Below are 21,705 nucleotides of genomic sequence, written 5' to 3' on the forward strand. Positions count from 1 at the left end.
GAAAAGCCGGGCGAAGACGGCGGTCAGCCCGCGTCGTCGGCCTTTTCAGCCTCGGCGGCCTCGGCAGCCCGTCTGGCCTTCGACCGCTCCACGTACCGGACCGCGATGATGGAGATCTCGTAGAGGAGCATCGCAGGCACTGCAAGGCTGATCTGGCTGATCGGATCAGGCGGCGTCAGCACCGCCGCGAGGATGAAGGCGATCACCACGGCATACTTGCGCCGACGCCGCAGATCGGCCGCCGTGAGCAGCTCCACCCGGGCCATCAGCGTCAGCACGACCGGCAGCTGGAAGACGATTCCGAACGCGAAGATCAGCACCATGATCAGCCCGAGATATTCGCTGACCCTCGGCAGCAGCTGGATGCTGGCCTTCCCAACCCCGCCATCCTGCTCCATGCCGAGGAAGAAGTTCATCGCCAGCGGCATCACGAGGAAATAGACGAGCATCGCACCGATCAGGAACAGGATCGGCGTCGCCACCAGGAACGGCAAGAATGCACCGCGTTCGTTGCGGTAGAGACCGGGCGCGACGAACATGTAAATCTGCACGGCAAGCACCGGGAAGGCCAGGAACAGTGCCCCGAACAGCGCCAGCTTCAGCTGGGTGAAGAAGAATTCCTGCGGCGCCGTGTAGATCAGCTCGATCGCCTTCGATGAACCGGCCGCGCGCTCATACGGCACGACCAGGATGTTGAAGATGTCGGAGGCGAAATAGAAGCAGATCACGAACGCGATCGCGATGGCGATCAGCGACTTGATGAGGCGCCCGCGCAGCTCGATCAGATGGTCGATCAAGGGAGCCTTGGAGGCGTCGATGTCGTCCTGGCTCATGAACGCGGTTCGCTTTCGGCGGTATCGCTTTGCCGCGGTTCGGTCACCGGCAGCGCCGTCTCGGCGTCGCTCGGCACCGCCTGGGGAGGCATAACGTCGGGTGTGACGGCAGGCGGGGTTGACGCAGCAGCTGCCGGGGACGGCTCGGTTGCAGCCGCATCGGCGGCCGGAACCGCCGCGCCGTTGGGCCCATCCGCGGAAGCGACGTCGCCCGATCCGATGCTGCCTGATCCATTGACCGCACCGGACTTCACCGGCTCCGCCTTGGCTTCGACCTTCGTCGACGCCTTCTTCGTCGGATCGAGCGAGGTCACCGCCGCCAGCTCCTTGCGGATATCACCGACGTCCGCCTGCCGCTCCGCCTCGCGCAGCACATCATTGAACTGGGATTGGAATTCGTTCGCCATGCGGCGCATCCGGCCGACGGTGCGGCCGAACGTCATCAGCATCGATGGAAGCTCTTTCGGGCCAACCACGAGAATGGCGACCACCGCGACCACGAGAATTTCGGTCCAGCCGATATCGAACATGGGAATGCGCCTCGGGTCGGGCCGCGACGCCGGTTAAAACGAGAGGGATCAACCGGCCTTCGACCGATCCTCCGACTTCTCGCTGTTCATGGTCTGCGAGGGCGTGTGCTCGATCGTCTTGCCAGACGCTGTGGTCTTCGGATCATCATCCTCGTCGTCGGCAAGCCCCTTGCGGAAGCTCTTCACGCCCTTGGCGACGTCACCCATCAAATCGGAGATCTTGCCGCGCCCGAACAGGAGCACAACGATGACGGCGATGATGAGAAGTTGCCAGACACTGACACCCATAGGTGAAACGTTCCCGTTGACTGGCCGACGTGGCGACGTCGGCGATTTGGACCGGCACTATTTCAAAAAGAGGCGCCCCCCGCAATGGCGCAACCACGCCATACATGGGTAAGGTTGCCCATCCACGCACCTAGTTGTGTCCGCCTCAAGGCAGCTTCGGTCACCGCTGAGGAAATACAAGGAATCCCTCAGGCGCAACCGACACGCGCACCTGGTCGCCCGCCGGGGCGGTTCCAGCCGGCGTGCGGACGACGAGCGGTTGCGCCATCCCCTCGATGCGGAGATCGAAGCGCTCGACTTCGCCCAGGAAGCGGCGGCCGATGACCGCGGCCGTCACGCCCTCGCCGTCCGTGCCGCAAACCCGCAGCGCGTGCGGACGTATTGCCACGACGACGCGCGTCCCGTCGGCCACATCGGGCACGGGCACCGGCCCGAGCGGCGTCGGGGCATGTCCGTCGAGCGTCGCCGTCTCGATCTCGTTCAGTTCGGAGAAGAAGCGCGCCGCCTCCAGGTCCACCGGCCGGCGGAAGAGCGTCTCAGGCGGGCCCACCTGCACCATCCGCCCCGCCCGCAGGAGCGCGATCCGATCGCCGATCAGCATCGCTTCTTCCGGGTCATGGGTGACGATGACGGCCGTCGAGCCGGTGTCCTTGAGGAGCGCCAGCGTGTCACGGCGCACCTGGTCGCGCAGCGTCCTGTCGAGACCCGAGAACGGCTCGTCCATCAGCAGCACCCGGGGCTGCGGCATCAGTGCGCGCACCAGCGCCACCCGCTGCTGCTCACCGCCCGACAGCGCGTGGGGATAGGAGCGCTCGTACCGGCTGAGGCCCATCCGCGCCAGCGTCCCATGGGCGAACTGCGCCGCCGATGTGCGGTCGCGGCGATCGGCTCCGAACAGCACATTGTCGAGAACGGTCAGGTGCGGAAACAGCGCATAGTCCTGGAACACCAGCCCGAGGCCGCGCGCTTCCGCGGGAACGAACGTGTCCGGTCCGGCGACCTCGTGTCCATCGAGAAGGACGCGGCCTTCGCTCTGCTGCTCGACACCGGCGGAGATCCGCAGAAGCGTCGTTTTGCCACAACCGGAGGGCCCGAGCAGGCAGAGGATTTCGCCCGCCTCGACGGAGAACGACACACGATCCAGCACCACGCTGTCACGGTAGCGGTGCGACACCTCGTCGAAGTGCAGGCGCGGCTGCGCTGCCGGTGGCGCCATGCCGGGGGGCGGGAAATCACTGACGAGGGTTTTATGGGCCGGCAACAGGAATTCCTCACTCAACGCGAACGCCACCAGGCGCGCCATCGTGCCGCCGCCGTGGATGGGTTCCTATCCTATCCACGCGCCGGAACAAGTTTCCGGCCGAATGGCGCGGCGTTCCGACGCGGCGCGCGGTCAGGAGCGGTTCTGGGATGCGAAGGCCTTCAGAGCAGCCTCAAGCTGGTTCGCAGCAACCGGCCGCACGAACTGATAGCCCTGCCCGAACGGACACCCGTGCTCTTTCACCCAGTCCGCCTCCGCAGCGGATTCGATGCCTTCGGCGATGGTCGCGAGACCCAGCCCCTGGCCAAGTCCGATCACCGAGGCAACGATCTTGCGGCTTTCCTCGTCGCACGACAGCCGGTGAATGAACGAGCCGTCGATCTTCACGGTATCGAATGGTAGCTCGCGCAACTGCCGCAGGCTTGCATAGCCGGTCCCGAAATCGTCGAGCGCAATGCGGATGCCTTCCGCCTTCAGGGTGGCCATCGTATGCCGCGTCAGATCGACATCGACGAGCAGCGCCGTCTCCGTGATCTCGATCTCCAGATAGTGCGGATCGAACCGATGGCGGTTCAGGATCGAGATGATCTTTTCCGCGAGATGGATGTCGCGAAATTGGGACGGCGACACGTTGACCGCGATCGGAAGCTTGATCTGCCACCCACGCGCGTCGATGCAGATCTGCTCCAGCATCATCGTGAACACGTCGCCGATGAGCCCGGTGTCCTCGGCGAGGCCGATGAACTCCTCGGCCTCGAGCAGACCGCGGGTCGGATGATGCCACCGGGCCAGCGCCTCGATCCCGACCGGCTTCATCAGGGCGAGGTCGAACAGGGGCTGATAGAAGGGAAAGATCCTGCCGTCGCGCACGGCCGTGCGGAGGTCCTTCTCCGTCTCCAGCCGGTCGTGCAGGATCCGGTCCAGCGCTCTGTCGTAGAGAGCATAGGTGTTTCGACCGGCCGATTTGGCCTGATACATGGCCTGGTCCGCTCGCTTCAGAAGCAGTTCGGTGGTGTCCCCGTCACCCGGGTAGACCGAGATCCCGATGCTGACCGTCACATCCGAGAAGGCGCCGCTCTTGCTCTCGAACGGCATCGCGACCGCGGTGAGGATCCGCTGAGCAAGACTGAATAGCGTTTCCTTACCCGGACCGGTCTCGATGAGGACGGCGAACTCGTCGCCTCCAAGCCGCGCCAGAAAATCGTGGTCGCGGAGAACCGAGGTAATCCGGTCGGAAACCACCTGGAGCAGCTGGTCTCCGGCGCCGTGGCCATAGGTGTCGTTCACGCTCTTGAACCGGTCGAGGTCGAGCAGAAGGACGCCAAGATGCTGGCCGCCAGCCTGGCTACGGCCGAGGCGATGCGCGAATTCCTCCTGCAGCATCCGACGGTTTGGCAGTCCCGTGAGCGCATCCCGGCGCGCAAGGAGGGCTGCGGTCTCCTCGGCCTGCCGCCGGTAGCGGATCTCCCGCTGCAGATCGCGAGTGCGGACCCAGAGGATCGCGGCGAGAGCCAGCGTCAATACAAAGAAGACCGTAAAGGCTTCATCGATCTCATATTCTTCATGCGCCCGGCTGTAATCATATATCAAATCAAAAGTATCGATACTGATCAACGTCGCCTGAACGATGACTGAAAGAACTATTATAACGGCATATACGGGGCGAATTCGCATGAATTCACGCCTCTCCATAGATATTCCCAATTCCGAACCGAAATGCGTATTCAGCCGAGGCCACCAAGCGCCTGCCTTCAAGGACTTGCCGTAGCACAGCTCCACGAGCGTTCCGAAGAGACTCAGACGGTGCCAGGCCTGCGTCGCATTCCGTGCATGGAACGCCCGGCCCCCTACTCCCAATCGCTCTCATCGTCGTCGAGTGGATCCTCGTCGTCGCGCAGCGCGTCGGCATCGCTTGGCATCGGCACCCGGAATCCAGGCGGGGGCGTGCCCTCCAGCAGGCCCGAGCCCTTCAGTTCGTCGAGGCCGGGGAGGTCGTCGATTGCCTGCAGGTTGAAGTGATCGAGAAATGGCGCGGTGGTGCCGTAGGTCACGGGCCGCCCCGGGCTGCGCCTGCGCCCGCGGATGCGGATCCATCCGGTCTCCAGGAGGACGTCCAGCGTCCCTTTCGACGTGGAAACGCCGCGCACTTCTTCGATCTCGGCTCGGGTTACGGGCTGATGGTAGGCGATGATGGCAAGCGTCTCGAGCGCCGCCCGGGACAGCTTGCGCGGCTCGACCGCCTCGCGCGACAGCAGGAAGGCGAGATCCTCGGCGGTGCGAAACGCCCAGCCACCGGCCACCTCCACCACGTTGACGCCGCGGCTCGCATAGGCGTGCTGCAGGTCCCTCAGAAGGTCCGGCACCTCGGCGCCGCGCGGCAGACGCTCGGCGAGCACGGCCTCGGTTAGCGGCTCTGCCGACGCGAACAACAGAGCCTCCAGCATGCGGAGGTGTTCGCGCCGCTCCCGCGACGACAGGTTCATCACATTGTTGGCGAACAGGGTCGGGTCGCTCTCGCTCACGGGGTCTGATCCTCGTCGCGGGTCTTCAGGTAGATCGTGGCGAACGGTCCGCTCTGGCGCAGTTCCAGGCGCCCTTCCCGCACGAGTTCCAGCGAGGCGGAGAAGGTGCTGGCAAGAACCGTCGTGCGCTCCGACGGATCGATCAGGAAACGCTCGAAGAGTTGGTCGATCGGCGTCCAGTCGGCAATCCGGCCGACCATGCGTTCCAGTGCCTCCCGTGCCTCCGTGAGCGACCAGACCACGCGCTTGCGCATCCGCACGATGGTGACCATCTCGCGCTGCCGCTGGGACGCATAGGCATTGAGAAGATCGTAGAGCGACGCCTGCCACCGCGTCTGCCGGCGGACGCCCAGCGGTTCCGGCGCACCGCGCGCCATCGTCGCGATGCCGAGGCGCGGCCGGTCGAGAAGGTCTTCGGACGCCTTGCGCATCGCTTCCAGCCGCTTCAGGCGAAAGGCGAGTTCGGCCGCCAGTTCCTCGCCGGTCGGTTCGTCGTCATCCGCCGGCTTGGGGACGAGCAGCCGCGATTTCAGATAGGCGAGCCAGGCCGCCATCACGAGGTAGTCGGCCGCGAGTTCGAGGCGGATCTTCTGGGCGGCTTCGATGAACGCCAAGTATTGCTGCGCCAGGTCGCTGACGGAGATCCGCGTCAGATCGACCTTCTGAGATCGCGCCAGCGCCAGGAGAAGATCGAGCGGGCCTTCGAAGCCGCGAATGTCGACGTGCAGCGCGTCGGAGTCCGGCGACGGCGGCTCGGTGCGCACGGGCGCGTCGAACGGATCGGCCGTCGGGTCGGTCACCGCATCATCCTCCAGGTCGCGCCCAGACCGGCTCAAGCAGCCCGGCAAGCCTTTCGCGCGCCGCGGCGATGTCGAAATCCACCGGCGGACGGCGTGCCGAAAGGGCGCGATCGGCGCGCTCCGCGGCCTCGCCGGCCAGGACCGGGACGGCCTCGGCAACTGCCGTCATCTCGTCGAGATGCCCGTTGCAATGCAGGGCAAGATCGCAGCCCGCGGCCATCGCCGCTGCAGCCCGCTCGCTCAGCCCGCCGGAAAGCGCCCGCATGGAGAGATCGTCGCTCATCAGGCAGCCATCATAGCCGATCGCGTGGCGGATGACCCGCTCGATCACGTGGGGCGACGTCGTCGCCGGGCGATCGGGGTCGATTGCGGTGTAGACGACGTGCGCCGTCATCGCGAGCGGGCAGTCATTGAGGGCACCGAACGGAACGAAGTCGCTGGACACGAGCTCATCCCAGCTTGCCTCGACCACCGGGAGCGCGAGATGGCTGTCCGCCCGCGCACGTCCATGCCCGGGTATGTGCTTCATGACCGGCAGCACACCGCCCGCGAGCATCGCCTCGATCGCCACACCGCCGAGCCTCGAGACGATGTCGGGCCGCGTGCCGTAGGCTCGATCGCCGATGATGTCGTGGGACCCCGCAACGGGCACGTCGACGAGCGGCAGGCAATCCACATCGATGCCGAGGTCGTGGAGATCCGACGCGATCAGGCGCGTTGCCAGCCGGCACGCTTCGAGACCCGCGGAGCGGTCGGCCAAATAGAGTTCGCCATAGACCCGCACCGGCGGGTAGGCCGGCCAGACAGGCGGTTTCAGCCGCTGCACGCGCCCCCCCTCCTGATCGATCAGGACGGGCGCATTCCTGCCGAGTGCGCTGCGCAGATCATCGACAAGCCCATGGACCTGATCCCGGTCGACACAGTTGCGCTGGAACAGAATGACGCCCCAGGGCGCTGCCTCCCGGAGAAAGCTCACCTCGTCGACCGTGAGGACGGGGCCTGCAAGGCCGGTGATGAAAGCTCGCGTCTCGCTCACGGACTGCCCTTTTCTCGCGCCGGTGATTCCTGCCTGCGACAGTGGCATTCGATAGCGGAGAAGCGATGGGCGTGGAAGTCAACCGCGGGGCGTACGGCCTCCCGCGGTCATGGCAACGACACGCGGTGGAGCGCTCCCGGGCGAGCGTCAGGCCACCATGATGTCAACTCTCGTCATGATGGCTTCTGAGGCTCAGGAACGGGATCCGGCCGGAGAGCCGGACCCGATCTCCCCATCCGGAGCTAGTTCCGCCCGACGAAGCAATCGCCGCCGGCGGCCTTGAGATCCGCACAAATCTGGTTTGCGGCATCGCGGGTCTGGGCGGGCAGCCGGACCCGATAGAACGTTCCACGGTCACCGAGGTCGGCCGCCTGGATCGACGGTTCACGCCCCCCGAGAACTCCCGGGAACCTGCTCTGCAGCTGCTGATAGGCCGCACGGGCCTGGTCGGCGGTCCGCTGCGAACTCACCTGGACGGCCCAATCGCCCGCCGGAGCGGGTGCCGACGTCGCGGCCGGCGCTGCGGCAGCCGTCTGTGTGTTCTGCGGCTGGTTGGCGCGCTGGTTCTGGGCGGCAAGCACCGCCGGGGACACCCGGTCGCCGACAGGCTGCTGGGTTGCGGAACGGGACGGGCTCGGCAGCGTCGGCGATGTGGTCGTCGCAGCCGTCTCTGCGCCAGGGGCGTCGGGCACGAGCGAGAGCGGTCCACGCTGCTGCGTTGCCGCAGGTGTGGTGACGCGGCTGGTCGAGACCGTCCGGGTGTCGCCGCTCGCAGCGGGGCGCGGCGCGGGGGCCGGGCTCGGTTGTGCTGCAATCCGCTCCGAGGTCCGGATCGGCGACAACGCCGGTGCCGACGCAGGCTCTGACGTCTCCGCCAATGCAGCGTCCTCATCCGCGGGAACGTTCACGCCCGGGAGCGAGGCTTCGGCTTCCTCCTGGGTCGAGGCCGGCTCCGGCTGGACGGCCTCAGCCGTCTCCGGTGCGCTATCGGCGATCGGTGCGGGCGAGGTTGCCACGTCGGCGGCCGGATCGCCCGTCGCGCTGCTGGGCGTCGACGGCGCGACGAGCGCGTCGGTCTGACCCTGGGCGGCATCCAGCTCGTCCGCCGGAATGATCGTGCCGTCCGGCCGCACGACGACCGTGCGGACCCGCTTGGGCAGCAGCGGCGACGAGATGGGGTTGTCGGCCCCCGCGCTCTGCGAGGGATCGATCGGCACTTCCTGACTGCGGACGAGACGGCCGTTCTCGGACGGATCCTCGCCGACGCGGTCGTACACAGTCTTGCCGCCGTCGGCCTGGTCGGCTCCGTCCGCCATCACCTTCACCCCGTCGGCATTGGCCTGGATCACCGGCGGCGGACCGTCGGTCGTCTCCTCGGCGCCGGACAGGAGGCTGTACGCCGCATAGCCGCCACCGGCCACGAGCAGCAGCAGAACGAGCGCGGCGAGCGGCCTGCCGATCTTCCGGCGCGGTCGACGGCCGGAGAGGCCGAGGGCCGCATCCATCTCCCCCAGCGAATGGGGGGACAGCGAGTGGCTCTCGTCTTCCCACTCCGGTTCGGCCTCGTCGTAATAGGCATCGTCGTATTCTGCGTAGGCCTCGTCCCCTTCGACGTAGTCGTCCGAAATGCCGTCGGCCGGCTCCGGCTCTGACGATAGCGGGCCCGAAGACCAATCCGACCTTTCGAGCGCCGGACGCTTGCCGAGCACCCGCGGGAGTTCCGCTGGCGCGGCTTGATCGCCGAACAACGCATCCGCGAGCTGTTCAGCCACGGTCGAGCCGCTGTCGGTCGTCGCTGCCGGGCCGATCTTGGCTGCCTGCTTCGGGCCAGCCGGCCAGGCAGCCCAGGAATCGGACGAACCGAAGCCGGGCAGATCGAAATCGAGGTCGCGAGGCTTGGCGGGCGCCTCGGCATCCGTCTGGGCAGGATGGTCGGCGCCCTTCAGATCGAAGCGAAAATTCGGGACTGCGCGCCGGCCGCGCGAAGCGAGCTCGGGAAAGACGCGGGACGGCTCCTCGTCGCCCCCGTCCTCGACGGACTCCGTCGGGTCGTCTTCAATGACGGCCGCATCTGCATCGTCATGGTCGTCGGCTTCGGCCGCAGCCTCGTCTTCGACGCCCTCGTTCCCATCCATCTCCGCCGGCTGCCAAGGCGCCTGGGCGAACACCTCGACGTCCGCGGCTTCGTCGGCAGTGCTGTCGAAGGGGGCAAGTTCGAATGGTTCGGGCGCGTCTTCGGAGGCCGATCGCTCGGACGGCTTGCGGAAATCATCCGCCGTCGCGTCCGGCGCCGTGCTCATCAGCTCGAATTCGAAATCGATGTCGTCGATGGCGCTGGCGTCGTCCTCATAGATGGTGTCGCCGCCGTCGTCGAAGAGGCCGCCATCCTGGTCGGCCGCGAGCGCTTCCTCGTAGCCGGCGTCATCCTCGACGCCTTCGTCGGCGTCGTGTTCGTCAATGCCGCCGACAGAGCGCGCGATCGCGTTTGCCAGCTCGTCTTCGTCGAGGGTCCACCCCGGCTCCGCTGCAACCGCGTCGCCGCGTTCGGCATCATGTCCGGTGTCCGACTCGCCATCGCGGTCGGTGTCCTCGAAACCGCGTTCGACCGTGCCCTCGTCGTCGATCTCGCCGTCATCGGACAGGTCTTCATCGAACGCCGGCTCGGCGCGTTCGGGTGCCGCTGCAGGCTCGGTGTGGGGCGCCCATCCGGACCGCCCCTGCCCCGTCGATCCGACCGCCGGCGCCGCCCGGACGAAGCTCGGCCGCTCGGGCACCTCTCGGGACGACGCGGGTGCGGGCTGGGCGCCCGCCGCGGGGGTCGGCGGCGACGAAGGGCGCGCCCAGCTGGTGGCCGAACGCGGCGGAGACGGCGACGGTGTCTCACCGGCCGCGCTCCCCTGCGCCTCCGGTGCACCCGGCTGGGACCCCCGCTTCAGCCGCGACCTCAGCTCCTCGAGTGCACCGTCCGCTTCCGAACTGATCGCCTCGTGGTCTCGGGCGTGTTCGAGGCGCTCGGCGTCCCGTGTCGCTGGTGTCGGCATCGTGGCCTGGACCGGTGGCGGCGCAACCGGTGTGGCGCGCGACCGGATCACCGGAGCAGCCGGAGGCGATGCGCGCCAGGCCGGCAGCGGCGCGGACGCCCTTTCAACCGGCGCGTCGGACGGATGGGCCGGTTCGGAGGCAGCGGTCGCGCCCGGGCGCCCCACGACCGGGCTCGAGGCTTCCTCCGGGCTCCCGGCCTGCGGCCGGGCTGCCGGAAACGCAAACGACGGGCGCACCTTGGGCGCAGGTGCTGCATCCTGCACAGGCGCACTGTCGGATTCCAGCTCCTGCATCAGCGCCTGCATGAACGGATCTTCGGCGTCGGCGGCGCCTTCGTCCGCCGCTTCAGGGACATCCTCTTCGGACGCGACATCTTCGGGCACATCGTCCTCATCGGACGACACATCGGCGGCGGTACCGTCAGCCGCCTCGGCAGGATCCTCTTCGCTGACGCGCATGTCATCGTCGACGAGCGCGTCACGCTGCGATTCCGAAGCGAACGCATCGCCGGAAGACATCGCCTCGGCGCCCTCGTCCTCGTCCTCGTAGGAGGGAGGCAAATCCAGCGACGGCTGCCGCCGGACCGGCCTGCGCACGGGCATATCGCCAGCGTCCTCGGCCTCGCCCGCCGGCGGCCCACCCGTACGTCCGGCGCCGGCGCGGCGCGACGGCCACGATGCCTCGTCCGCGTCCCGGTCCATGAAGCGGGTCAGTTCCGCCAACGGATCGGCGCCTGCGGCAGGCTCGCCCTCACCGGACCTGCGCGGACCGATCGAGCGGCGGACGTTGTTCTTGGAATCCGTCATATGTCGAACCGCCGTACACCTTGTGTCACGTTCAAGCGTCTCGGTACGGCGCTGCGGCGGTTTCCGTCAGCGCATCTCGTCTGGAGCCGACACCCCCAGGACGCCGAGTCCCGCCTTCAGAGTCGTCTGCGTTGCCACGACCAGCGCGATCCGAGCTTGCGTGGAGCGTGGATCGTCAGAATTAATAAAGCGTAAGTGTGGCAATTCCTTCCCGCGATTCCAGTGCCCGTGGAGTGCGCTTGCCAGTTCGTGCAGGTAAAACGCCACCCGATGCGGCTCACGTGCCTCTGCCGCTGCTTCGGCGATTCTCGGCCATTCGGCGATTTTCGCGATCAGGGCAGTCTCGCCGGCGTCCTCCAGCACCTCCAAGGGTGCCTGCGCCAACGCGGAGGGATCGCAGGACAACTCCGGCAGCTCTTCGCCCAGCTGCCGCAACACCGAAGCGCAGCGCGCGTGCGCATACTGCACGTAGAAAACGGGATTATCCCGGCTCTGTTCCGTCACCACCTTGAAATCGAAGTCGAGCGGCGCGTCCGCCTTGCGGAACAACATCATGAACCGGACCGCGTCCGGCCCCACCTCGTCGACGACGTCGCGTAGCGTCACGAAGTCGCCGGCCCGTTTCGACATGCGCACCGGCTCGCCGCCGCGGAACAGCTTGACGAGCTGAGTGAGCTCGATGGTCAGCGATCCGCGGCCGTCGGTCAGCGCCGCAACGGACGCCTTCATCCGCTTCACGTAGCCGCCGTGATCGGCGCCGAACACGTCGATCATGTCCAGGAAGCCGCGCACGATCTTGTCGTAGTGGTAGGCGATGTCGGACGCGAAATAGGTGTAGCTGCGGTCCGACTTGAGCAGCGGGCGGTCGATGTCGTCGCCGAACTGGGACGAGCGGAACAGCGTCTGTTCCCGGTCCTCCCAATCCTCGACCGGCTGGCCCTTCGGCGGCGGCAGGGTGCCTTCATAGATCAGCCCGCGCTCGGCCAGGCTGGCGATCGCCTCGGCGACCCGGTCATGGCCGGCCGAGGTCAGCGAGCGTTCCGAAAAGAACACGTCGTGACGGATCGACAGCACCGCCAGATCCGCGCGGATCAGTTCCATCATCCGCGCCACCGAGAACTCCCGCACCAGCGGAAGCCATGCGGCCTCGTCCATGTCGAGCAGTGCCCGGCCGTGTTCTTCAGCCAGCGCCGCCCCGACCGGCTTCAGATAGTCGCCCGGATAGAGCCCCTCAGGCACCTCGCCGACGCTTTCGCCGAGTGCCTCGCGATAGCGCAGGAACGTCGACCGGGCGAGCACGTCCACCTGCGCACCGGCGTCGTTGACATAGTATTCGCGGGTGACGTCGTAGCCGCAGAAATCGAGCAGGTTGGCCATCACGTCGCCGACCACCGCGCCCCGGCAATGACCGACGTGCAACGGTCCGGTCGGGTTCGCCGAGACGTATTCGACGTTGATCGGCCGCCCTGCCCCGCTCTCGCTGCGTCCGTACCGGGTGCCGTCCTGGAGCACGCCGGCAAGCACCTTCGACCAGACCGACTGCGCAAGACGGATGTTGACGAAGCCGGGACCGGCAACTTCGGCTGCCTCGACGTCCTGGTCTTCCGCCAGGTGCGCGGCGATTTCGACGGCCAGTTCACGCGGCTTGCGGCCGACCTGCTTGGACAGCACCAGCGCGGCGTTGGTGGCGAGATCGCCGTGGCTGGGATCGCGTGGCGGCTCGATGACGATCTTCGAGCTATCAACGGGTCGGCCATCGGTGCCGACGACGCCCATGCGGCCAAGGACAGCCGCCACGCGGCCGGCGAAGTCGGTGAAGAGGTTCATGGATTGTCCGGTCAAGCGATCCTGCATCCGCCGCGTGCGCCACGGACCGCGTGGCGCGGCCGAAGTCCCGCGACGACGTCATAAATTACTGAAATTCAACGACTTTTCGCGAAATTTCGACCTGTGAGGTCGGCGCGTGATCTAGCGCAATTCAGGGGTGGCGTCAAACAGGCGCCGGTGTTCGTTGAAGGCGAAGCGATCGGTCATCCCCGCCATGTAGTCGCACACCCGCCGCCGCAGTTGCTCCGCGTTCGCAGGATCGAGGTCACGGCGCCATTCGTCCGGCATCGCCTCGGGCCGCTCAACGAATGCGGAGAACAGGTCGCTGACCACCCGGCCGACCCGCTCGCGCACCGCCAACACAGAGGGCGCCCGGTAGACGCGGGCCATCAGGAAGGCCTTCACCGCCGTCTCCGCCTGCGCCATGGGCGCAGAGAAGCCGACAAGCGTGTCGGCGCATGCCCGCACATCCTCCGCGGTCGCGATGGCGTGAGCCGCGACCCGGCGGCGGGTCTCGTCGATCACGTCCTCGATCATCCTTGTCAGCACCCGCCGGCCGATCTCGTGGACGACGCGCGGACGCTCGAGACCGGGATAGCGCGCGTCGATCTCCTCCAGGAACCCGCCGACCATCGGCACCGCCCTCAGGTCGTCGATGTCGATCAGGCCGGCCCGCAGGCCGTCATCGATGTCGTGGGCGTCGTAGGCGATGTCGTCGGCGATCGCGGCGACCTGCGCTTCCAGTCCCGGCTGCGTCCACGGCTCCAGCGCCAGGAAGCCCGGATCGGTGCGGAAGGCGTGCGGCAGTGGCCGGCCCGAGTAGCGGCCGATCCCGGCGCCCGAAGCGTCGGCCAGCGGCCCGTTGTGCTTGACCAGGCCTTCCAGCGTCTCCCAGGTCAGGTTGAGCCCGTTGAACGTGGCGTAGCGGCGCTCCAGCCGGGTGACGATGCGGTAGCTCTGGGCATTGTGGTCGAAGCCACCATAGCCCTCCATCATCCGGTCCAGCACATCCTCGCCCTCATGGCCGAACGGCGTGTGGCCGAAGTCGTGGGCCAGCGCCACCGATTCCGCCAGGTCCTCGTCGAGGCCGAGCACCCGCGAGATCGACCGGGCGATCTGGGCGACCTCAAGGGAATGGGTGAGCCGCGTGCGGTAGTGATCGCCCTCCAGCGACACGAACACTTGGGTCTTGTGGGTGAGGCGGCGAAACGCCGTGGAATGCACGATCCGGTCGCGATCGCGCTGAAAATCCGAACGCGTCCGGCTTCCGGGTTCGTCGATCCTGCGGCCGCGCGACCGCGCCGGATCGGCCGCATAGGCTGCCCGTGGCCGCTCGAAGGCGCTATCGTCGCTCACCAGGATCCCTTTCCCGGCGCCCCCGGGGGTTTGAAGATGGTCGGCGAAGTCTTAACTATGGGGTAAGCAGACTGACAAGTCAGGGTTCGCTCCGCCTGCTGCGAAAACGCAAGCGGCGGGAGCCCGAGAGTATCCCCCGGGCCTGGAGAGTGAGTGGCGATGGACGCCGACGTTCAAGCCGATGTGCTGGTTACCGACCGCGCCATGCGGCGCATCGCGAAGATCCTGAGCAATGAAGCTGCCAACACCGCCCTTCGGGTCGGCGTGTCCGGCGGCGGATGCTCGGGATTCCAGTATACCTACGACCTCGTACAGGAACGCGAACCCGACGACATCGTCATCGCGCGCGAGGGCGGAACCGTCCTGATCGACCCGGTTTCGTTGCAGTACCTGTCCGGATCCCAGATCGACTTCGTCGACGATCTGATCGGTCAGTCGTTCCAGATCAACAACCCCAATGCCACGGCGTCGTGCGGCTGCGGCACCAGCTTCTCGCTGTTCTGAGCAACGGCCGGCGCAGCGACCCGATCGACCGCCCGGGCCGCGACAGCGGTCTTGCGCGGTAGGGTCGGTGCACGCCACCCTTGCGCCGACAGATTCGGCACGGACGGACGTCCGAGGGGCAACAGCGGGGCATCCGTGAAGATCGTGACCTGGAACATCAATGGCGTGAAGGCACGCCTCGACACGGCCGTGCGCTGGCTTGGCGAGGCCGAGCCGGACGTGGTCTGCCTGCAGGAGATCAAGTCGATCGACGAAGGCTTTCCGGGAGAAGCCTTCGAGCGCCTCGGCTACAACGTCACCACCCATGGCCAGAAAGGCTTCAACGGTGTGGCGATCCTGTCGAAGCGCCGGCTGGAGGACCCGGTGCGCGGGCTCGACGGCGCCCCGGACGATGTTCAGGCCCGCTATCTGGAAGGGGTCGTACCGACCGACGCCGGCGGGATCGTCCGCGTCGCCAGTATCTACCTGCCCAATGGCAACCCGATCGACACCGAGAAATTTCCCTACAAGCTTGCCTGGGCCGAACGGCTGATCGCCCGCGCGCAAGCGCTTCTGACGCTGGAGGAGCCCACAGTCCTCGCCGGCGACTACAACGTCATCCCCGAGCCGGTCGACGCGAAGAACCCCGAGGCCTGGGTGAACGACGCGCTGTTCCAGCCGGAAAGCCGCGCCTTTTATCGCCGGCTCCAGACCCTCGGCTTCGTCGACGCCGTTCGCGCCACGACCGACGATCCGAGCTACACTTTCTGGGACTATCAGGCCGGCGCCTGGCAGCGGAACAACGGCATCCGCATCGACCATATGCTGCTGTCGCCCCAGGCCGCCGACAAGCTCGATGGCGTCACGATCGACCGCCACGTCCGCGGCTGGGAGAAGCCGTCGGACCACGTCCCGGTGATCGTCACGCTGTCGGTGTAGTTTCGACCCGCTTCGATGGAGGCGTTCAGGCATGACCGGGATCGACGACGTCCACCACGGCGGCTGCCAGTGCGGGCGGATGCGCTACGCGATTGCGCACGCACTCCACGATACCGCGCACTGCCATTGCCGCATGTGTCAGCGCGCCGTCGGCGCCGCCGTGGTGACCTGGACCACCGTGCCGTTCTCCGCCTTCGCGTGGACGTCCGGCGTCCCGGCGGAATATCGCTCCAGCCCGACCGCGACCCGCACCTTCTGCCCCGCGTGCGGCACGTCCCTCACCTTTGCCCTCGACGGCGACGCGGCGATCGATGTGACGGTCGCGACCCTCGACGACCCAGATGCTGCGCCGGCCGACCGGAACATCTGGACGGAATCGCGCCTCCGCCTGATGAAGGGGTTCGACCGCGACCTTCCGGACCTCGCACAAGAAACACCTGCCGATTGACGAAAACCGCGCTACACTCTCAGGATGTGGACGCGATTGATCCTCATTCCTGTGGCGGCGATGGGCTTCGCGGCAGCGGCGGCCGCGCAGTCGGATATTCCCTGCTGGTGCCGTGACAACTCCGGCCAGCACCCGCTCGGAACGATCCTCTGCATGCGCGTCGGCGACAAGGAACGCCTGGTGCGCTGCGAGCGCGTCCAGAACAACATGTCCTGGCGCACCCTGTCGGAAGGCTGCCCCACGGCCGCCGCCTCGCCCGCCCAGGCCCTGTGCCCATGGCCGCAGGCGCGCGTTCGCATCTGACTTTAGAGCCGACCCCCAACCATCTGGATTTGTTACACTTCAAGGCGCGCAGAGACGCCCGCCGCTCACTGCGCAGCGCAGCGTCGCGAGACGAATGCGCTCACTTGGCCTTTTTCGACCCGAGCCAGGCGTCGGCAAGCTGCGTCGCGCGTTTGCGCTCGTCGTCTGAGGCGCGCGCGAAGGCTTTCTCCTGCCGCTCGTTGATCCACTCGCTGTCCGGGCCAGTTGCCGACTGACGCGCGATGGTGAGCCACATCAGGCCCGTCACCGGCCGGCGCGGAAGCTCGTCTCCGAAGAAGAGAAGATCGCCAAGCAGCGCCTGGGCGCTGGGATTTCCCTTCTCCGCCGACAGCTTGAGCCAGCGCGCCGCGAGACGCGGATCGCGTTCCGCCACGCCGTTTTCCAGATACATCTGCCCCAGGCGATACTGGGCCTGGGAGTTGCCGAAGTAGGACGCGGCGTAGGTGTAGAGGTTGCGTGCACGCTCGACGTTCGGCTTGACCGCGCTGTCCTTGATACCGGTCAGGTAGTAGTCGCCGAGCTCGATGAGTGCGTCGGCCACGAACGGCGCCTGGGGCGAATTCGGCAGTTCGTCCACATGGGCGTTGGCGACGCGGCTGAAATACTCGAACGCCTTCAGGTCGTCCTCGTCGACGCCATCCCCGTCCGCGTACATCCGGCCCAGCTTCCACTGGGCCATGGTGTGATCGCTCTCGGCCGCGGTGCGCAACTTGTCGAGGGCAACAGCCTTGTCGCCGCGATAGTAGGCCCGCACCCCATCCTTGAAGGTGTCGATCATCGACGTCTTCGGTGCCGGTTCGAGCACCTTGGGGTCCGCCGCGCGAAGATCGGCGGTCTGCATGGTCAGGAACACACCTGCAAAGAACGCGCAGGCGACGTACTCATAGGTGCGCATAGCAACCCGTTTCCGCCTCAACTCGGGAGATCGGACCTGCCGCTTTCCCGGCGATCCACCGGATCGCATGTCAAACCAATTTGCCCCTGCCCCTCCGGTCCGCGACCTCGCTGCCTGTTCGGCGACTGCGTCGGCCTCACGGCGCGATACGCCGCTCCGGCTCGGTCTGCCCGGATCGGATGGCCGAACGCGACCGGCGTCCTGATCCTGCAGCGAAGATGTGCGCGTCACGATTAGGTGCAGCGGATTTTCGACGAATCTACGGCGAAGCGTATCGGGTGAGCCTTCCGCCGCCCGCGCGGACGCCATGGCACACCGGCGCGTCTCCACCTTGCGGTGACCGGTATGCCACTTCATCCACTCTCTGTGTGCGACCGACACCATCCAGACCTTCGTTCGTCGTGCGAAACAGGAAGTCGTTTCGCCGGCCGGCGTCCGCCTCGAAAGACGTGCGACCGATGTTCGCCATCACCGGTCGGCTTGGTTTGTGGCACAAAGGCGGCGAATACCACTCGCTCCCGTGTCGCCGCGCATCACGGTTGGGGAGCTGTTGCAAAGACATCACAAGCTGTGGCGCCGCAGCGGCAACTTCGTGGTGGATTGCCCGATCGGTGGCGGGATTGAGCGCCCATCGTCGACCTCTCGCCCTATCTCCCGGCGGGGCGCGCTCGCGCAGCTTTCACAGTCGAGACTTGCCATCGGGCACGCGCCGGGCGACATCCCCGGGATGAGTACGCCATGCCGGAGCCCGCCCCCTGAGGCGGTTCGACTCCGGGACAGACCGTGCGAAACTCGACGACGTGATTCGCTTCCCGGATCACGCCCCTTTCGAACTGGATCCGACTGCCCATGTCGAATAGCGACGACCTGTTCAACAGCGTGCCTTCCGACCCCGCTCCGCGCCAGCCCGCGCCGGCGGCAGCCCAGCCACGCCGGACCGCCGCACGGCCCGCTCCGAGCGCGCGCCGCACGACGCCGCTGCCGCAGGACACGGACGCCAGCTATTCGGCCGCCGACATCGAGGTCCTGGAAGGGCTGGAGCCGGTGCGCCGCCGCCCCGGCATGTATATCGGCGGCACCGACGCCAAGGCGCTGCATCACCTGTTCGCCGAAGTGCTGGACAACTCGATGGACGAGGCCGTCGGCGGCCACGCCACCCGCATCGAGGTGCATCTGGATTCCGATGGCAGCCTGTCGGTGACCGACAACGGGCGCGGCATTCCGGTGGAGCCGCATCCGCGCTTTCCCGACCGGTCGGCGCTGGAGGTCATTCTCACCACCCTGCACGCCGGCGGAAAGTTCGGCTCGAAGGCCTACGAGGCGTCGGGCGGCCTGCACGGCGTCGGCGTCTCCGTCGTCAACGCGCTGTCGTCCCGCCTCGACGTCGAGGTCGCCCGCGGCCGGCGGCTCTATCGCCAGAGCTTCGAGCGCGGCCATGCGGTCGGTCCGGTGGAGGACTGCGGCGAGGTGATGAACCGGCGCGGCACCACCGTCCGGTTCCTGCCGGACACCCAGATCTTCGGTCCGAATCTCCATTTCGACGCCGCCCGGGTCCTGCGAATGGCGCGCGCCAAGGCGTACCTGTTCGCCGGCGTCGAGATCCGCTGGAGCTGCGCGCCGGAGTTCGTGCGCGGCGACGACGTGCCCCAGGAAGCGGTGTTCCGCTTCCCCGGCGGCCTCTCCGACTATCTGGAGGAGCGCATCAAGGGCGAGCGGCGTGCGGTGGACGGCGTGTTCTCCGGGCGCGCCGGCGAAAGCGGCCGCCACGGCGGAGTCGAGTGGGCCGTCGGCTTCGTGCTGTTCGACGGGTTCCTGCAGTCCTACTGCAACACCGTGCCGACGCCGGAGGGCGGAACGCACGAACAGGGTCTGCGCGCCGCCCTTCTGAAGGGCCTCAAGGCGCACGCCGAGCGTATCGGCCAGAAGAAGGCCGCCCAGGTGACCGCCGACGACCTGATGACGCTGTCGGCTGGCATGCTCTCGGTGTTCGTGCGCGAGCCGGAGTTCGTCGGGCAGACCAAGGATCGCCTGGCCTCCGGCGAGGCCGTGCGGATCGTCGAGCAGGCCATTCGCGATTCCTTCGACCACTGGCTGGCGGAGGATCCGACGCGCGCTGCGCAGCTGCTCGACACGGCGATCGAGCGCGCGGACGAGCGCCTGAAGCGCAAGCAGGAGCGCGACGTGCAGCGCAGGAGCGCAACGCGCAAGCTGCGTCTTCCGGGCAAGCTCGCCGACTGCACCGCCGGCCAGGCGGCCGGCACCGAGATTTTCATCGTCGAGGGCGATTCGGCCGGCGGCTCCGCCAAGCAGGCGCGCAACCGGGCGACCCAGGCCGTGCTTCCCCTGCGCGGCAAGATCCTCAACGTCGCCAGCGCCGGCCGCGACAAGCTCGCCCAGAACCAGCAGCTCGCCGACCTGATGCTGGCGCTCGGCTGCGGCACCCGGGCTGCCTTCAAACTGGAGGATCTGCGCTACGAGCGCATCGTCATCATGACGGACGCCGACGTTGACGGCGCCCACATCGCGGCGCTGTTGATCACCTTCTTCTACCGCGAGATGCCGGGCATGATCCACGGCGGCCGGCTGTTCCTGGCCGCCCCCCCGCTCTACCGCATGACCCAGGGCACCAAGACGCTCTATGCCCGCGACGACGCCCACCGCGCCCAGCTTCTCGAAGAGGAGTTCGACGCCAAGAAGAAGGTCGACATCGGCCGCTTCAAGGGCCTCGGCGAGATGCTCCCGGCGCAGCTCAAGGTGACCACCATGGACCCGAAGTCCCGGACACTGCTGCGCGTCGTGGTCGACGAGGACCTGGAAGAGACCACCGACCTGGTCGACCGGCTGATGGGCAACAAGGCGGAGGCGCGCTTCGCGTTCATCCAGGAGCACGCGGAGTTCGCCGACCTCGACGCCCTCGACGTCTGATCCAGGTCAGCCGCGCGGCGGACTGGCATCCATGATCCGCGCCCAGGGATCGGGCCGGGCGGGGGGATCGTCCGGTCGGGCCGGTGCGCGATGCCGGAAGGTGACGTTCACCCGGGTCGAGCGGACGAAATAGGTGCACAGCAGCGCGCAGGCGACGCCGCCCACCACCACCGCTGCGGCGATCGCGCCTGTCCTGACGTCGTCGGTGAACGAGGGCGACAGGAGGGCGCCGGTCGGGCCTTCGATGTGAAAGGTCGCCGCGGCCAGCACGACCGCGAGAAACCGGACGATGAGGGCCGGCACGATGATGGCGCCGAAGATGTGGGCGCGCGCGAACCCGATCAGCGCCACGCAGGCCAGCAACAACGCCGCGACCGCATCGAAGCGAGCCACCTCCAGCGCATTGCTGCCGAACATCGCCGCGTAGCCGGCCGGCGCCGGAAGCACGAGTTCGAGCAGGGCCACCAGCCCGCCGACCAGGAACAGGACAAGGAAGACGCGTAGCCAGCCCTTCACGCCGTAGAGCGCGTGCGTCTCGGCTTCATTCGTTGAAAGTGCTCGCCACGCCATCGACGTCGCTCCGCCCCATCGGCTCATCCAGGCATCAGGTCAGGGGAAGCTGGAGGAACTCCGAGAGCGCATCCGCCACCGCCTCCGGCTGCTCCAGCGTCGTGAGATGGCCGGCATGGGAGATGGTCACCAGCCGGCTGTGCGGCAGCGCCTCGTGCATTTCCTCGGCCGCCTCCGGCGGCGTGATGGCGTCGGCGTCGCCAACGAGGATGAGGGTCGGCGCATCGATGCCTCCGACCAGTCCGGACACGTCCCGGCGGCCGAGCAGCGCCTCCTCCTGGGCGATGAACGCCTCCGTCCCGGTCTCCTCGGCCATGATCCGGATGATCCGCCCCAGGTCCGCGTCGTCGACGTTGTCTGGATGCAGAAGGCGCGGAACCAGTATGTCGACCACGTCGTCGATCTCGCCGTTGCGGGCAAGTTCGATGAGCTTGCGCCGCGCATCCTTCTCCGCCTCGGTATCGGGCCGGATCTTGGTGTCGAGCAGGGCGAGCTTCGTGACCATGTCCGGAACACGCAACGCGATTTCGAGGGCGATGTAGCCCCCCATCGACAGGCCGGCCAGCGCGAAATAGGCCGGCGCCTCGGAGAGCACCTTCTCGACGAGGCCCTCCATCGTGTCCGGGCCGCGCACGTCCGCGACGTGGATGTCGATGCGGCCCTCGAGCGCCTGAACCACCGGTTCGAACAGAAGTTCGTTGCAGGCAAGCCCGGGGATCAGAACCAGTGGTCCCAGCATGGCGTCGGCGCTCCCTTGGGTGGCGATGCCCTGGGTCGAAGCCCTTGGCACGCGCGCACGATTGTTTCTAACAGCTCACTG

19 protein-coding genes are annotated in these 21,705 nt (G+C 67.3%); 5 read left to right on the top strand and 14 right to left on the bottom strand.

Annotation, left to right across the window (positions count from 1 at the left end; genetic code table 11):
* Nucleotides 1-23: 23 nt before the first annotated feature.
* The 11 genes from tatC to ACSSVZ_RS22145 all read right to left on the bottom strand — a co-directional run bounded on the left by tatC (nt 24) and on the right by ACSSVZ_RS22145 (nt 14,301).
* Nucleotides 24-833 carry a twin-arginine translocase subunit TatC gene (gene tatC / locus ACSSVZ_RS22095; protein ID WP_453972940.1) on the bottom strand — a complete coding sequence of 270 codons (810 nt, stop codon included), beginning with the start codon at nt 831-833 and terminating at the stop codon, nt 24-26.
* A complete protein-coding gene (gene tatB, locus ACSSVZ_RS22100) occupies nt 830-1,363 on the bottom strand; it encodes a Sec-independent protein translocase protein TatB (RefSeq protein ID WP_453972941.1) in 534 nt (177 codons plus the stop codon). Before tatB ends, tatC begins: the two co-directional genes overlap by 4 nt.
* Nucleotides 1,364-1,411: 48 nt before the next feature.
* Nucleotides 1,412-1,651, bottom strand: a complete 240-nt coding sequence (locus ACSSVZ_RS22105) for a twin-arginine translocase TatA/TatE family subunit (protein WP_453972942.1) — start codon at nt 1,649-1,651, stop codon at nt 1,412-1,414.
* Nucleotides 1,652-1,811: 160 nt separating this feature from the next.
* Entirely contained in the window at nt 1,812-2,954 is a 1,143-nt protein-coding gene (locus ACSSVZ_RS22110; RefSeq protein ID WP_453972943.1) for an ABC transporter ATP-binding protein, read from the bottom strand.
* 90 nt (nt 2,955-3,044) lie between these two features.
* Nucleotides 3,045-4,691: a putative bifunctional diguanylate cyclase/phosphodiesterase gene (locus ACSSVZ_RS22115; protein WP_453972944.1), complete on the bottom strand. Its 1,647-nt coding sequence runs from the start codon at nt 4,689-4,691 to the stop codon at nt 3,045-3,047.
* 68 nt (nt 4,692-4,759) lie between these two features.
* Nucleotides 4,760-5,395, bottom strand: a complete 636-nt coding sequence (scpB, locus tag ACSSVZ_RS22120; protein ID WP_453972997.1) for an SMC-Scp complex subunit ScpB — start codon at nt 5,393-5,395, stop codon at nt 4,760-4,762.
* A 35-nt stretch (nt 5,396-5,430) separates the two neighbouring features.
* Nucleotides 5,431-6,198 carry a segregation and condensation protein A gene (locus ACSSVZ_RS22125; RefSeq protein ID WP_453972999.1) on the bottom strand — a complete coding sequence of 256 codons (768 nt, stop codon included), beginning with the start codon at nt 6,196-6,198 and terminating at the stop codon, nt 5,431-5,433.
* A 40-nt stretch (nt 6,199-6,238) separates the two neighbouring features.
* A complete protein-coding gene (gene nagZ / locus ACSSVZ_RS22130; RefSeq protein ID WP_453972946.1) occupies nt 6,239-7,318 on the bottom strand; it encodes a beta-N-acetylhexosaminidase in 1,080 nt (359 codons plus the stop codon).
* 194 nt (nt 7,319-7,512) lie between these two features.
* Nucleotides 7,513-11,034: an SPOR domain-containing protein gene (locus tag ACSSVZ_RS22135; protein ID WP_453972947.1), complete on the bottom strand. Its 3,522-nt coding sequence runs from the start codon at nt 11,032-11,034 to the stop codon at nt 7,513-7,515.
* A gap of 150 nt (nt 11,035-11,184) precedes the next feature.
* Nucleotides 11,185-12,945 (bottom strand): arginine--tRNA ligase, encoded by a 1,761-nt coding sequence (gene argS, locus ACSSVZ_RS22140; protein ID WP_453972948.1) that lies wholly within the window; start codon nt 12,943-12,945, stop codon nt 11,185-11,187.
* Between the two features lie 141 nt (nt 12,946-13,086).
* Nucleotides 13,087-14,301: a deoxyguanosinetriphosphate triphosphohydrolase gene (locus ACSSVZ_RS22145; RefSeq protein ID WP_453972949.1), complete on the bottom strand. Its 1,215-nt coding sequence runs from the start codon at nt 14,299-14,301 to the stop codon at nt 13,087-13,089.
* Nucleotides 14,302-14,460: 159 nt separating this feature from the next.
* Here ACSSVZ_RS22145 and erpA point away from each other — a divergent pair, with 159 nt between their 5' ends.
* From erpA to ACSSVZ_RS22165, 4 genes are all read left to right on the top strand, one after another.
* Nucleotides 14,461-14,805: an iron-sulfur cluster insertion protein ErpA gene (gene erpA / locus ACSSVZ_RS22150; protein WP_453972950.1), complete on the top strand. Its 345-nt coding sequence runs from the start codon at nt 14,461-14,463 to the stop codon at nt 14,803-14,805.
* Between the two features lie 135 nt (nt 14,806-14,940).
* Entirely contained in the window at nt 14,941-15,723 is a 783-nt protein-coding gene (gene xth / locus ACSSVZ_RS22155) for an exodeoxyribonuclease III (protein ID WP_453972952.1), read from the top strand.
* A 31-nt stretch (nt 15,724-15,754) separates the two neighbouring features.
* Nucleotides 15,755-16,171 carry a GFA family protein gene (locus ACSSVZ_RS22160; RefSeq protein WP_453972953.1) on the top strand — a complete coding sequence of 139 codons (417 nt, stop codon included), beginning with the start codon at nt 15,755-15,757 and terminating at the stop codon, nt 16,169-16,171.
* Between the two features lie 36 nt (nt 16,172-16,207).
* Nucleotides 16,208-16,474 carry a hypothetical protein gene (locus ACSSVZ_RS22165; protein ID WP_453972954.1) on the top strand — a complete coding sequence of 89 codons (267 nt, stop codon included), beginning with the start codon at nt 16,208-16,210 and terminating at the stop codon, nt 16,472-16,474.
* A 100-nt stretch (nt 16,475-16,574) separates the two neighbouring features.
* Here the strand turns inward: ACSSVZ_RS22165 and ACSSVZ_RS22170 are convergent, their stop codons facing one another.
* Nucleotides 16,575-17,390, bottom strand: coding sequence for a tetratricopeptide repeat protein (locus tag ACSSVZ_RS22170; protein ID WP_453972955.1), 816 nt, complete (start codon nt 17,388-17,390; stop codon nt 16,575-16,577).
* A gap of 849 nt (nt 17,391-18,239) precedes the next feature.
* Between ACSSVZ_RS22170 and parE the strand changes: the two genes are divergently transcribed.
* Nucleotides 18,240-20,315, top strand: coding sequence for a DNA topoisomerase IV subunit B (gene parE / locus ACSSVZ_RS22175; protein ID WP_453972956.1), 2,076 nt, complete (start codon nt 18,240-18,242; stop codon nt 20,313-20,315).
* 6 nt (nt 20,316-20,321) lie between these two features.
* Here parE and ACSSVZ_RS22180 read toward each other — a convergent pair whose 3' ends face one another.
* Both ACSSVZ_RS22180 and ACSSVZ_RS22185 read right to left on the bottom strand, forming a co-directional pair.
* On the bottom strand, nt 20,322-20,885 hold the full coding sequence (locus ACSSVZ_RS22180) for a hypothetical protein (RefSeq protein ID WP_453972957.1): 564 nt from the start codon (nt 20,883-20,885) through the stop codon (nt 20,322-20,324).
* Nucleotides 20,886-20,919: 34 nt separating this feature from the next.
* On the bottom strand, nt 20,920-21,624 hold the full coding sequence (locus ACSSVZ_RS22185) for an alpha/beta fold hydrolase (protein ID WP_453972958.1): 705 nt from the start codon (nt 21,622-21,624) through the stop codon (nt 20,920-20,922).
* Nucleotides 21,625-21,705 lie beyond the last annotated feature (81 nt).

The organism is Amorphus sp. MBR-141, from assembly GCF_053628695.1.